The sequence below is a fragment of the Streptomyces africanus genome (genome assembly GCF_030816955.1).
Taxonomy (GTDB): Bacteria; Actinomycetota; Actinomycetes; order Streptomycetales; family Streptomycetaceae; genus Streptomyces; species Streptomyces africanus.
Map to the genome: position 1 here is coordinate 5,783,742 of NZ_JAUSYP010000001.1, position 12,025 is coordinate 5,795,766.

Consider the following 12,025-nt stretch of genomic DNA (forward strand, 5'->3'; position numbering starts at 1 on the left):
GGACCGTGCCGGGGACGTCGGCTGCCTACGGGCGGGCCGTAGAGCACGGGACCGCACCGACGCTCTAGCGCTCATGCCGCTGAGGGTGTCCCTCCGGCATCCGTACGCACTGTGCCGTATGGACGGGAGGGTCTGTCGGGTCGGAGCCGATCGGGCCACCGACCGGGCATCCTCATACGTGCGGCCTGTCGAGGTACGTCGACGTACCAGCAGGCGCATTACCACCATACCCCGGAATCCTGCACACGCGACGGCCGATTTGGTCACGTAGTCGTCGTCACACTGATTGACCAGGGCCTTACGCCTCCCGGCGGGCGGGCTATTGTGCGCTTCATGACGAGCTCTGACAAGCCTGAGAACGCCTCGGACACCACCGCCCCCCCGGCCGAACAGACCGGAATCGCCGCCCGGGACTGGGCGACGGCCTCCGCCGACCCGCAGTACCGCGCCGCGGTCGTGGACCTGCTCGGTGCGCTCGCGTACGGGGAACTGGCGGCGTTCGAGCGGCTCGCGGAGGACGCCAAGCTGGCGCCGACGCTGGAGGACAAGGCGGAGCTGGCGAAGATGGCGTCGGCCGAGTTCCACCACTTCGAGAGGCTGCGCGACCGGCTCGCCGAGATCGGGGAGGAGCCGACGCGGGCGATGGAGCCGTTCGTCGCGGCCTACGACGGGTTCCACAAGCAGACGGCCCCCTCGGACTGGCTGGAAGGCCTCGTCAAGGCCTACGTCGGCGACTCCATCGCCAGTGACTTCTACCGGGAGGTCGCGGCCCGGCTGGACTCCGACTCCCGCGGTCTGGTGCTGGCCGTGCTCGACGACACCGGGCACGGCGGCTTCGCCGTGGAGAAGGTGCGCGCCGCGATCGACGCGGACCCGCGGGTGGGCGGGCGGCTCGCGCTGTGGGCGCGGCGGCTGATGGGCGAGGCCCTGTCGCAGTCCCAGCGGGTGGTCGCCGACCGGGACGCGCTGTCGACCATGCTGGTGGGCGGCGTCGCGGACGGCTTCGACCTCGCCGAGGTCGGCAAGATGTTCTCCCGCATCACCGAGGCGCACACCAAGCGGATGGCTGCGCTGGGGTTGGCGGCGTAGCACTCCGCGCAGGGGCCCCGGTCGCGTTGCCGCTCCGCACAGGGGCCCCGGTCGCGTTGCGCTCCGCGCAGGGTGGTTCCGGTCGCCTGGCGTTCTGTGCAGGGTGGTCGCGGCCGGGGAGTGCTCCGCGCAGGGGGCGGTCGTGTGGGGCTTTGCGCAGGGCCCCGTCGTGTGGCGTTTCGCGCCGGGTGTTCCGGGCCTGGCGTTCCGCGCAGGGGCGTGCCGGCCGTGGAGTGCTCCGCGACAGTGCGGTCGCGGCTGCGGGCCGGTGTCGGCCGGGCGCGGGGTCCCGCGCCTCTGACCGCTTCGGCTACGCCGTCGCCGATCGTGCCGATCGTCGGCCTGGGCGGCCCGCGGGGCGCAGCAGCAGCGACAGTGAGGCCACCGAGACGATCACCGCGCCGAGCAGCACCACCAGCACGTGCCCGGTGTCCAGCGCACTGTGCATGACGAAGGCCCCGAAGAGGGCGCCCGCGACGCCGGTCGACAGGACCAGGGGGCGGGCCGGGAGCCGGTGCGCCAGGCGATGCGTGGCCGCCCATGACAGAGCCAGGCCGAGAATCCCGGAACTCAGCGCTTCCAGGAGCATGTCGAGGTCCCTCCCACATGGCCGGCTGCCCAAATCGGTCGTAGCCCGTCTTACCCCTGACCTGCGGAATCCAACCCACTTCTGTGGGTGAACCGTGCTCCATCCGTGGAGAAACCCGTGCGCCGTACGCGCAGAGGGAACGCGAAACGGGGCGGGTCGGCCGACAGCCACCCCGCCCCGTTCCACACATGCGCCTACAGAGCGCCGAAGCCCACCTTGCGCGGGGCCGGCTCGCCGATCTCGATGTACGCGAGACGGTCGGCCGGGACCAGGACCTTGCGGCCGTGCTCGTCCACGAGGGTCAGCAGCGGCGACTTCCCGGCCAGCGCCTCGGACACCGCCCGCTCGACCTCCTCGGCACTCTGACCGCTCTCCAGAACGATCTCGCGGGGCGCGTGCTGCACGCCGATCTTGACCTCCACGGCTATGTCCCTCCGACGGTCAGTGATGTGCGCGACCTTCCGCGCCGTACGCAGCACACATTAGCCCGGTGAGGGGACCGGCATGCTCCGCCCGAGAACGCCACGAGCGAACAACGGGCGGGAACAAAGCGGCCGTCAATGGTGCTGCTGGTCGGTTCCGTGCAGCGGGAAGCCCGCGATGCCGCGCCACGCCAGCGAGGCGAGCAGCTGTACGGCCTCGTCGCGCGGCACGCTGCGATCGCTGTGCAGCCAGGACCGGGCCACCACCTGGGCGAGGCCGCCCAGGCCCGAGGCGAGCAGCATCGACTCCGCGCGCGACAGGCCCGTGTCCTCGGCGATGACGTCGCGGATCGCCTCCGCGCACTCGGTGGTGACCTTGTCGACGCGCTCGCGCACGGCGGGCTCGTTCGTCAGGTCCGACTCGAAGACCAGGCGGAAGGCGCCGCCGTCGTCCTCGACGTACGCGAAGTAGGCGTCCATCGTCGCCCGCACGCGCTGCTTGTTGTCGGTCGTCGACGCCAGCGCGTTCCGTACGGCCTGGATGAGCGACTCGCAGTGCTGGTCCAGCAGCGCGAGATACAGGTCGAGCTTGCCCGGGAAGTGCTGGTAGAGCACCGGCTTGCTGACGCCGGCGCGCTCGGCGATGTCGTCCATCGCGGCCGCGTGATAGCCCTGGGCCACGAAGACCTCCTGGGCGGCGCCCAGAAGCTGGTTCCGTCGGGCACGGCGTGGCAGGCGTGTGCCCCGTGGGCGTACCGCCTCTGTCTGCTCGATGGCTGTCACGCCGCCTCCCAAAGTCGTCCACGTGCGGATCTGGCCGCGTCGCCATCGTACTTTTCAGTAACCGTGGTGTGCGCGGTGAGAGCGCAGAATTTCACGGACCGGACGGTTATGAAAGCGGTTGAGTACGTTTCAAACAGGGTCAGAGCGGGCAAAATGCGGCTCCTTTCCTGCTCGGTGCTGCTCCTCGTCGCCACCCGGCGGCATGCGTCACCGGTAGTCGTCCTCGTCGAGAGAGACGATCCGGGCCTGCTCCACCAGGTCGGCCTCATTGGCACGGTCCGGGTCGACACCGGTCAGCGGGTCGTCGCGGTTCGGCGCGACGTCCGTGTGCTGCTCGGCCGCGTCGACCTCGGGGGCCTCGACGTCGTACTCCGGCGTCTCCGGCACCTCCTCGGCCTCGAACGTCTCCGGGTCGGTGGGGTCTACGGCCATGCTGGGCTCCCTTCCTACGAACGTCCCTGGGGATGCAGGGGCCACACGCGGGTGCCCTGCCTACGAGCCTAGGAGACACCCGATCCGGACGCTATGCGATCCGCGTCCGGGACGTGACGCAGTGCGCATCTCGTTGACTGCTTCTGCTGTGCCCTGTCTTTCCCAGGTGCCTCCCCGTTCTCGGGTGTCTTTCCTTCCCCGCGCCTTCCCCGCGATCGCCTCATGTGCCCTTCTCACATGGCCGATTCTTGTGACGGCGAACACATGAGTCACTACGTGATCGTCTCGTAACATTGCCGCATGTCTTCGACCGAGCTGCCGTTCGTGCCGCCCGCCAATGTGCTGCCGAAAGTGGCGGCCGTCAGGGTCGCCGAGGGCGAGCGGCTCAGCTCGGTCGAGCTGCCCGGGATCACGCTGTCGGTGCGGTCGAGGCGCCCCGCGCGCCAGGGGCTGGCTCCCGCGCTCTACGTGCACGGACTCGGGGGTTCCTCGCAGAACTGGTCGGCGCTGATGCCGCTGCTGGACGACGTCGTCGACAGCGAGGCCCTCGACCTGCCGGGCTTCGGCGACTCCCCGCCGCCGGACGACGGCGACTACTCGGTCATGGGGCACGCGCGCGCGGTCATCCGGTACCTCGACGCCACGGGGCGCGGTCCCGTGCACCTGTTCGGGAACTCGCTCGGTGGCGCCATCACCACCCGTGTCGCCGCGGTACGGCCCGATCTGGTCCGTACGCTCACGCTCGTGTCGCCCGCTCTGCCCGAAATCCGCGTACAGCGCACCGCCGTGCCCACAGCGCTGCTGGCGGTGCCCGGTGTCGCCCCGCTCTTCACCCGGCTGACCCGGGAGTGGACGGTGGAGCAGCGCGTCCGCGGCGTGCTGGCGCTGTGTTACGGGGATCCGGGACGGGTGACGCCGGAAGGATTCAGCAACGCGGTTCACGAGATGGAGCGGCGGCTGCGGCTGCCATACTTCTGGGACGCCATGACACGTTCCGCGCGCGGGATCGTCAATGCGTACACGCTGGGCGGCCAGCAGGGACTGTGGCGCCAGGCCGAACGCGTTCTCGCGCCGACCCTCCTCGTCTACGGTGGCCGTGACCAACTCGTGGGCTTCCGGATGGCGCAGAAGGCCGCCCGGGCGTATCGCGACTCGCGGCTGGTGACGTTGCCGGACGCGGGGCACGTGGCCATGATGGAGTACCCGGAGACGGTGGCCATGGCGTTTCGTGAACTCCTCGAAGACGCCGGGGAATCGGGCGAACGGCGAGCGAAGCGGGCTCGCGAGGACAAGGCCGTCGACGAAACGGGCACCGACGAGAGCATGGGGGGCTGAGGCGCGACGTGGGACGCCACAGCCGCCGTGGGCCGGTCGCCAAGGGCGACACCGCGGACACAACCGAAGTACGGGACGGCCGGGCCGGGGCGGGGCAGGGGCCGGGCCAGGCGGCGGACACGAACCGGGGAGGCCGGACGGCTCCGCCCCGGGCCGCGTCGCAGGGCGCCTGGCCGCCGCCGGGTGCGGCACCGCGCCGGACACCGGGGCCTCGGCCCGCGACGGTGGACGGGGCGTCTGCGGACGGGACGTTTTCGTACGGGGCGTCCGCGCACGGGCCGCCTTCGCAAGGAACGCTTTCGCAAGGAACGTCTGCGCATGGGGCGCCTGCGCCCGGGATGCCGCGGCTTCCGGACGGCTGGCTGCCGGACGGCACGCCCGTGCACGGCGCTCCGCGCCTGCCCGACGGCACGCCCGCGCGCGGGCTGCCGCGGTTCCCTGACGGCACGCCGGCGCGGGGCGTTCCGAGGCTGCCCGAGGGGACTCCGCCGCAGGGCGGCGGCCCACGGCTTCCTGACGGCACGCCGGCGCACGGCTTCCCCCAAGTCCGGGGAGGGCATCCCGAGCAGCGGGAAGCCGGGGGTGGCTGGGGTGAGTTGAGGGGCAGTGGTGGCACTCCCATACCGCGGCAGCGACGGGCCCCCGGGCCCGGGCCGCGGCAGGAGTATCTCAACGCCTTCGACGAGGAGGACGACGTCTTCGCACCCCGTACGCCCGCCTCCGCACACGCGGCGGACGCCTACGCCTCCGGCTCGGACAGGAAGGCCGGCGCCCTGGCCGGCATCCGCTCCGACGATGACGATGACGACGACATGACGCCCACCGGCACGCCCGCCCCGGTCAAGGGCGCCAAGGGCCGTACCTTCACCGGCATCGCGGCCGCCGCCGTCACCACCGTGCTGGCCGTGATCGTCGCCGGTCAGGTCACCGACGAGCCCGGTGGCTCCGGCGCGCAGTCGCAGTCCGCCCCCGACCAGGCCCGCGACCTCCGGGACTCCCCGTCGCGCGCGGACGGGCGGGCGCCCGTGCCGGCCCCCGGCGCGAAGTCGCTGACGTACGACGAGAAGATGGGCAGGACGTACCCGCTCGGCGCCAAGCTCAAGGGCTCGGGGAAGTTCGACGCCGTGCCCGGCATCGCCGAGGCGCCGGGTACGGGGCAGAAGTTCACCTATCGCGTGGACGTGGAGCAGGGGCTCGGGCTCGACGGCGCGCTGTTCGCCGAGGCCGTGCAGAAGACGCTCAACGACCAGCGCAGCTGGGCCCACAACGGCGCGCGTACCTTCGAGCGGATCTACTCCGGCAAGCCCGACTTCGTGATCACGCTCGCCAGCCCCGGCACGACCGCCGACTGGTGCGCCAAGTCCGGTCTGGACACCACCGTGGACAACGTCTCCTGCGACTCGGCCGCCACCGAGCGCGTGATGATCAACGCCTATCGATGGGCGCAGGGCTCGGAGACGTACGGCGACAAGATCCACGCCTACCGGCAGATGCTGATCAACCACGAGGTCGGCCACCGCCTCGGCTACGGCCACGTCACCTGCGACAAGGACGGCGGTCTCGCCCCGGTCATGCAGCAGCAGACCAAGTTCCTCGACCACGACGGCATCCACTGCCGCGCCAACCCCTGGCCGTACCCCGGGAGTTGACAGGCGCCCCCGGCGATGTGGCGCGGCTCGCGTTGACATGCTCGGAAAGTTCGTTCATATTTCTGGGCATGTCGTCCCGTCACGCCTCCGTTCGCGCCGCCATCGAGCTGGCGCTCATCGGTGTGACCTCGCTCTGCGTGGCCGACATCCACTGTTGCTGACGCCCGCCCCAGGCGCGCGTCGCGAACTCTCCCCTTCTCCGTGAGCCCGTCACGTTCTCAGTGACCCTGTCACGGTTTCTTCGACGACCCGGCGCCGGGCAGACGTGTGTTCAGCTTCGTCTCACCCTTCGTCACTTCGTCTCGCGATCCGAGACGTCATCCGAGAGGTCGTCATTCCGATGCGCCAACCGTCCGTCACAGCGCGCCGCGTGGCCGCGGCATCCGTCAGCCTGGTCCTGGCCGCGGGTGCCGCCGCCTGCGGCCCGAAGGACAACGATGCCAAGGGCGCCGGCGGCGACTCCACGCCCCACAAGGGCGGCACCCTCACCGTCCTGAACGCCGACGCCCAGCAGGACTTCGACCCGGCGCGTCTGTACACCTCAGGCGGCGGCAACGTCCCGTCCCTGGTCTTCCGCACGCTCACCACCCGCAACCGCGAGAACGGCGCCGCCGGCACCGAGGTCGTCCCCGACCTCGCCACCGACACCGGGCGCCCCAGCAAGGGCGCGACGGTGTGGACGTACACCCTGAAGAAGGGGCTCACGTACGAGGACGGCACGCCGATCACCTCGGCCGACATCAAGTACGGCATCGAGCGCTCCTTCGCCCCCGAGCTCTCCGGCGGCGCCCCCTACCTGCGGGACTGGCTGGTCGGGGCCGCCGGCTACCAGGGTCCGTACAAGGACAAGAAGGGCCTCGACGCGATCGAGACGCCGGACGAGCGGACCATCGTCTTCCACCTGAACAAGCCCGAGGGCGAGTTCCCGTACCTCGCCACACAGACGCAGTTCACGCCCGTCCCGAAGAGCAAGGACACGGGCACGAAGTACGAGGAGCACCCGGTCTCGTCCGGGCCGTACCGGGTGGTGCGGAACGAGAACGACGGTGAGCGGCTGGTCCTGGAGCGCAACACCCACTGGTCCGCCTCGACCGACGCCGAACGCAAGGCCTACCCGGACAGGATCGACGTACGGTCCGGGCTCGACTCGTCCGTGATCAACCAGCGGCTGTCCGCGTCCCGGGGAGCGGACGCCGCCGCCGTCACCACGGACACCAACCTGGGCCCTGCCGAGCTGGCCAAGGTCACCGGCGACAAGGACCTCGCCTCCCGCGTCGGCACCGGGCACTTCGGCTACACCAACTACCTCGCGTTCAACCCGGCCGTCAAGCCGTTCAACGACGTCAAGGTGCGGCAGGCGATCTCGTACGCCATCGACCGGTCGTCCGTGGTCAACGCCGCGGGCGGGTCCGCGCTGGCCGAGCCCGCCACCACGTTCCTGCCGGACCAGAAGTCCTTCGGGTACACGCCGTACGACCTTCTTCCCGGCGAGCAAGAGCGGCGACCCGGCCAAGGCCAGGCAGCTGCTGAAGGAGGCCGGCCACCCGAACGGGCTCACCGTCACGCTGACGCACTCCAACGCCAAGGACTTCGAGACCAGCCCGGAGATCGCGACCGCCGTCCAGGACGCGCTGAAGAAGGCCGGCATCACGGTCAAGCTCCAGGGTCTGGAGGAGAACGACTACTCCGACAAGATCCACGACGTGAAGACCGAGCCGGGCTTCTTCCTCGCCCACTGGGGCGCCGACTGGCCCTCCGGCGGTCCGTTCCTCGCCCCGATCTTCGACGGCCGCCAGATCGTCAAGGACGGTGCGAACTTCAACACGGGCCTGCTGAACGACAAGTCGGTCAATGCCGAGATTGACGCGATCAACAAGTTGACGGATCTTGACCAGGCCGCCAAGAGGTGGGGTGCACTGGACAAGAAGATCGGCGAGAAGGCCCTGACCGTCCCGCTGTTCCACCCCGTCTACAAGCGCCTGTACGGCGAGGACGTGAAGAACATCGTGATCAGCGACTGGACCGGGGTGCTGGACATCTCGCAGGTCGCGGTGAAGTGACGTCGTGAGCGAGGCACTTCTCGCCGCCGAGGCGGCCGTGACGGACACCTCCGTCCCGGCCGCCTCGGGGGCCCGTCAGTTCTGGCGGCGGCTGCGCACGCAGCGAGCCGCCCTCGTCGCGGCCTCAGTCGTCGCGCTGCTCGTCCTGGTCGCGCTCGCCGCGCCGCTGCTCACCGCCGTCGAGGGCCAGGACCCGACCACCTACCACCCCTCCCTGGTGGACTCCGCGCGCGGAGGCGTGCCCATCGGGTCCCTCGGGGGAGCGAGCGCCGACCATTGGTTCGGCGTCGAACCGCAGACCGGCCGGGACCTGTTCGCGCGGCTCGTGTACGGCGCACGCGTGTCCCTGGGCGTCGCCCTGGCCGCGACCGTCGTGCAGGTCACCATCGGGGTCACCCTGGGCGTCGCCGCCGCGCTCGGGAAGCGCTGGGTTGATCAACTGTTGAGCCGGTTCACGGACATCATCGTTGCCATGCCGCTCATGATCATGTCGTTGGCGCTGCTCGCGATCGTGCCGTCGAGCTTTCCGCGGCCCGTGCTCGTCGCGCTCGTCGTCGGCCTGATCGGCTGGGGCAACATCGCCCGGATCGTGCGCGCGCAGACGCTCACCCTCAAGGAACTCGATCACGTCTCCGCCGCCCGGCTCAGCGGCTGGGGCACCTGGAGCATCGCCCGCCGCGAACTCCTGCCCGGTATCGCCGCGCCCGTCATCACGTACGCCGCGCTGCTCGTACCGACGAACATCACCGTCGAGGCCGCGCTGTCCTTCCTCGGTGTCGGGGTGAAGCCGCCGACGCCCTCCTGGGGGCAGATGCTCACCGCCGCCGACGTCTGGTACCAGGCCGCCCCGCAGTATCTGCTGCTGCCCGCGGGCGCGCTGTTCGTCACCGTGCTGGCGCTCACCGTCCTCGGTGACGGTGTCCGCACCGCGCTCGACCCGCGCGCGGCCTCACGGCTGCGGATCGGGACGGGGCGGAAGAGGGAGTCGAAGACCACCGAAGGAGGCGCGGCATGAGCGGATTCCCCGGGTTCGTGCTGCGCCGGGCCGTCGGCGCCGTGGTCACGCTGCTCGCCATCTCGGTGATCGTCTACGTCGTCTTCTACGTGACCCCCGGCAACGTCGCCCAGATCACCTGCGGCCCGCGCTGCTCACCGGAACAGGTGCACCAGGTCGCCCGGCAACTGAACCTGGACGACCCGCTGTTCCTGCGGTACTGGCACTTCCTCCAGGGCCTCGTCGCCGGCCAGGACTACTCGACGGGTACGTCCGTGCAGCACTGCTCCGCGCCCTGCTTCGGCCTGTCGTACCAGAGCGACCAGCAGGTCACGCAGCTGATCTGGACGAAGCTGCCGGTCAGTCTGTCCCTGGTGTCGGGCGCGATGGTGCTCTGGCTGCTCCTCGGCGTCGGGACCGGTGTGCTCTCCGCCTGGCGGCGCGGCCGGTTCTCCGAGCGGGTGCTGACCGGCGTCACCCTCGCCGGCACGGCCACCCCGGTCTTCGTGATCGGGCTGGTGCTGGTGATCGTCGTCTGCGGGGAACTGCGGCTGCTGCCCTTCCCGCAGTACGTCGCGCTCACCGACGACCCCGAGCAGTGGGCGTGGAACCTGCTGCTTCCCTGGCTGTCGCTGGCCCTCATCGAGGCCGCCGCGTTCGCCCGGCTGACCCGGGCCTCGATGCTGGAGACCCTGGCCGAGGACCACATCCGCACCTTCCGCGCGTACGGCGTCGGCGAACGGTCGATCGTCGGGCGGCACGCGCTGCGCGGGGCGTTCGCGCCGGTCATCGCGCTCAACGCCAACAACGTCGGCTCCGCGATCGGCGGCGCGGTGCTCACCGAGACGCTGTTCGGCCTGCCCGGCATCGGACAGGAACTCGTCCATGCCGTCAATGTGGTCGACCTGCCGGTCGTGGTCGGCATGGTCCTGGTCATCGGGTTCTTCGTGGTCCTCGCCAACGCCGTCGCGGACGTGCTGTACGCGGTGGCCGACCGACGGGTGGTGCTGACATGAGCCTGGTCGAAGTGACCGGCCTCTCCGTGGACTTCGGCGAGCTGCGGGCCGTCGACGGCCTCTCCTTCCGGCTGGAACAGGGCGCCGCCCTGGCCCTCGTCGGCGAGTCCGGCTCCGGCAAGTCGACCGTGGCGTCCGCATTGCTCGGCCTGCACCACGGCACGGGAGCGCGGGTCGGGGGCTCGGTCCGGGTGGCCGGCACCGACGTACAGCGGGCCTCCGACGAGGAACTGCGGCGGCTGCGCGGCGGGCAGGCCGCGATGGTGTTCCAGGATCCGCTGTCCTCCCTCGATCCGTACTACGCGATCGGGGACCAGATCGCCGAGGTGTACCGCGTCCACGCGCGTGTGTCCCGGCGGGCGGCACGCGCGCGTGCGGTGGAGGTCCTCGACCGGGTGGGCATCGCGGACGCGGCCCGGCGGTCGCGTTCCCGGCCGCACGAGTTCAGCGGCGGCATGCGCCAGCGCGCCCTGATCGCCATGGCACTGGCCTGCGAACCCCGTCTGCTGATCGCCGACGAGCCGACGACCGCCCTCGACGTCACCGTCCAGGCCCAGGTCCTCGACCTGCTGCACACGCTGCGCGAGGAGACGGGCATGGGCCTGCTGCTCGTCACGCACGACGTGGGGGTCGCCGCCGAGAGCGTCGACGAGGTGCTGGTGATGCGGCACGGGCGGGCGGTCGAGCGCGGCCCGGTGTCCCGCGTGCTGGGCGCACCGGCCCAGCCGTACACCCGGGAGCTGCTGGCCGCGGTCCCGCGGCTGGACGCGCCGACGGCCGGCTCGACGGCCCCACAGGAGGCCGTCCTGGAGGAGGCCGTCCTGGAGGCCACCGGCCTTCGGCGCGAGTTCGGGCGGGGGAAGCGGGCGTTCACGGCCGTGCGGGACGTGTCGCTGACCCTGCACCGCGGCGAGACCCTCGGCATCGTCGGCGAGAGCGGCAGCGGCAAGACCACCCTGGGGCGGATGCTCGTCGGGCTGCTGGAACCGACGGCGGGGGAGGTCCGGTACGAAGGCCGCCCGCACACCGGCGTGAACCCGGCCGTGCAGATGGTCTTCCAGGACCCCGTCTCCTCCCTCAACCCCCGCCGCAGCGTGGGCGAGTCCATTGCCGACCCGCTGCGCGCGCGGGGTGAGCGGGACGAGGGGCGCATCCAGGCGCGCGTGGCGGAACTGCTGGAGCGCGTGGGGCTCGAAGGTGCCCACTACGATCGCTACCCGCACGAGTTCAGCGGCGGGCAGCGCCAACGCGTCGGGATCGCCCGGGCGCTCGCGGCCGACCCACGCGTCATCGTCTGCGACGAGCCGGTGTCGGCCCTCGACGTCACCACCCAGGCGCACGTGGTCGCCCTGCTGGGCGAGCTGCAACGCGAACTCGGCCTCGCACTGGTCTTCGTCGCGCACGACCTGGCCGTCGTACGGCAGGTCAGCGACCGGGTCGCGGTGATGCGGCAGGGCAGGATCGTCGAGGAAGGGCCCGTCGACGAGGTGTACGGGGCGCCGCAGGACCCGTACACCAGGCAGCTGCTGGCCGCCGTACCGGCGCTCGACCCGGAGGCCGCCGCGCTACGCCGGGCCGAGCGGCGGGAGTTGGCCGCAGCATGACGATCCGTGTCCGGTTGATCTCCTAGCGCGACGGAACGCGATCCGCACGGGA

The 12,025-nt window shown here is 71.1% G+C and carries 11 protein-coding genes and 1 pseudogene; 8 read left to right on the forward strand and 4 right to left on the reverse strand.

Going from position 1 to position 12,025, the window contains the following annotated elements:
- Positions 1 to 333 precede the first annotated feature (333 nt).
- On the forward strand, positions 334 to 1,089 hold the full coding sequence (locus tag QF034_RS26985; protein WP_307177370.1) for a ferritin-like fold-containing protein: 756 nt from the start codon (positions 334 to 336) through the stop codon (positions 1,087 to 1,089).
- 310 nt (positions 1,090 to 1,399) lie between these two features.
- Here QF034_RS26985 and QF034_RS26990 read toward each other — a convergent pair whose 3' ends face one another.
- The 4 genes from QF034_RS26990 to QF034_RS27005 all read right to left on the reverse strand — a co-directional run bounded on the left by QF034_RS26990 (position 1,400) and on the right by QF034_RS27005 (position 3,315).
- Positions 1,400 to 1,678, reverse strand: a complete 279-nt coding sequence (locus QF034_RS26990) for a hypothetical protein (protein WP_307177371.1) — start codon at positions 1,676 to 1,678, stop codon at positions 1,400 to 1,402.
- 194 nt (positions 1,679 to 1,872) lie between these two features.
- Positions 1,873 to 2,100 carry a DUF3107 domain-containing protein gene (locus QF034_RS26995; protein ID WP_010047710.1) on the reverse strand — a complete coding sequence of 76 codons (228 nt, stop codon included), beginning with the start codon at positions 2,098 to 2,100 and terminating at the stop codon, positions 1,873 to 1,875.
- A 135-nt stretch (positions 2,101 to 2,235) separates the two neighbouring features.
- Positions 2,236 to 2,883 carry a TetR/AcrR family transcriptional regulator gene (locus QF034_RS27000; protein WP_086560594.1) on the reverse strand — a complete coding sequence of 216 codons (648 nt, stop codon included), beginning with the start codon at positions 2,881 to 2,883 and terminating at the stop codon, positions 2,236 to 2,238.
- A gap of 207 nt (positions 2,884 to 3,090) precedes the next feature.
- Positions 3,091 to 3,315, reverse strand: a complete 225-nt coding sequence (locus QF034_RS27005) for an Rv3202a family protein (RefSeq protein WP_086560592.1) — start codon at positions 3,313 to 3,315, stop codon at positions 3,091 to 3,093.
- 300 nt (positions 3,316 to 3,615) lie between these two features.
- On the opposite strand from QF034_RS27005, the gene QF034_RS27010 reads away from it, so the two are divergent.
- The 7 genes and pseudogenes from QF034_RS27010 (at position 3,616) to QF034_RS27035 (ending at position 11,973) form a co-directional block, all read left to right on the forward strand.
- Positions 3,616 to 4,650 carry an alpha/beta fold hydrolase gene (locus tag QF034_RS27010; RefSeq protein WP_307177372.1) on the forward strand — a complete coding sequence of 345 codons (1,035 nt, stop codon included), beginning with the start codon at positions 3,616 to 3,618 and terminating at the stop codon, positions 4,648 to 4,650.
- An 8-nt stretch (positions 4,651 to 4,658) separates the two neighbouring features.
- Complete coding sequence (locus QF034_RS27015) at positions 4,659 to 6,299, forward strand: DUF3152 domain-containing protein (RefSeq protein WP_307177373.1); 1,641 nt, start codon at positions 4,659 to 4,661, stop codon at positions 6,297 to 6,299.
- 68 nt (positions 6,300 to 6,367) lie between these two features.
- The gene (locus QF034_RS41575; protein WP_370880854.1) at positions 6,368 to 6,460 is read left to right on the forward strand and encodes an Ms4533A family Cys-rich leader peptide; all 93 of its coding nucleotides are present in this window, start codon (positions 6,368 to 6,370) and stop codon (positions 6,458 to 6,460) included.
- A 179-nt stretch (positions 6,461 to 6,639) separates the two neighbouring features.
- Positions 6,640 to 8,359, forward strand: a pseudogene (locus QF034_RS27020) (ABC transporter substrate-binding protein).
- Between the two features lie 4 nt (positions 8,360 to 8,363).
- The gene (locus QF034_RS27025; protein WP_307177374.1) at positions 8,364 to 9,374 is read left to right on the forward strand and encodes an ABC transporter permease; all 1,011 of its coding nucleotides are present in this window, start codon (positions 8,364 to 8,366) and stop codon (positions 9,372 to 9,374) included.
- Positions 9,371 to 10,369, forward strand: coding sequence for an ABC transporter permease (locus QF034_RS27030; protein WP_307177375.1), 999 nt, complete (start codon positions 9,371 to 9,373; stop codon positions 10,367 to 10,369). The genes QF034_RS27025 and QF034_RS27030 overlap by 4 nt, the downstream gene beginning before the upstream one ends.
- Entirely contained in the window at positions 10,366 to 11,973 is a 1,608-nt protein-coding gene (locus QF034_RS27035) for a dipeptide ABC transporter ATP-binding protein (protein WP_307177376.1), read from the forward strand. The genes QF034_RS27030 and QF034_RS27035 overlap by 4 nt, the downstream gene beginning before the upstream one ends.
- Positions 11,974 to 12,025 lie beyond the last annotated feature (52 nt).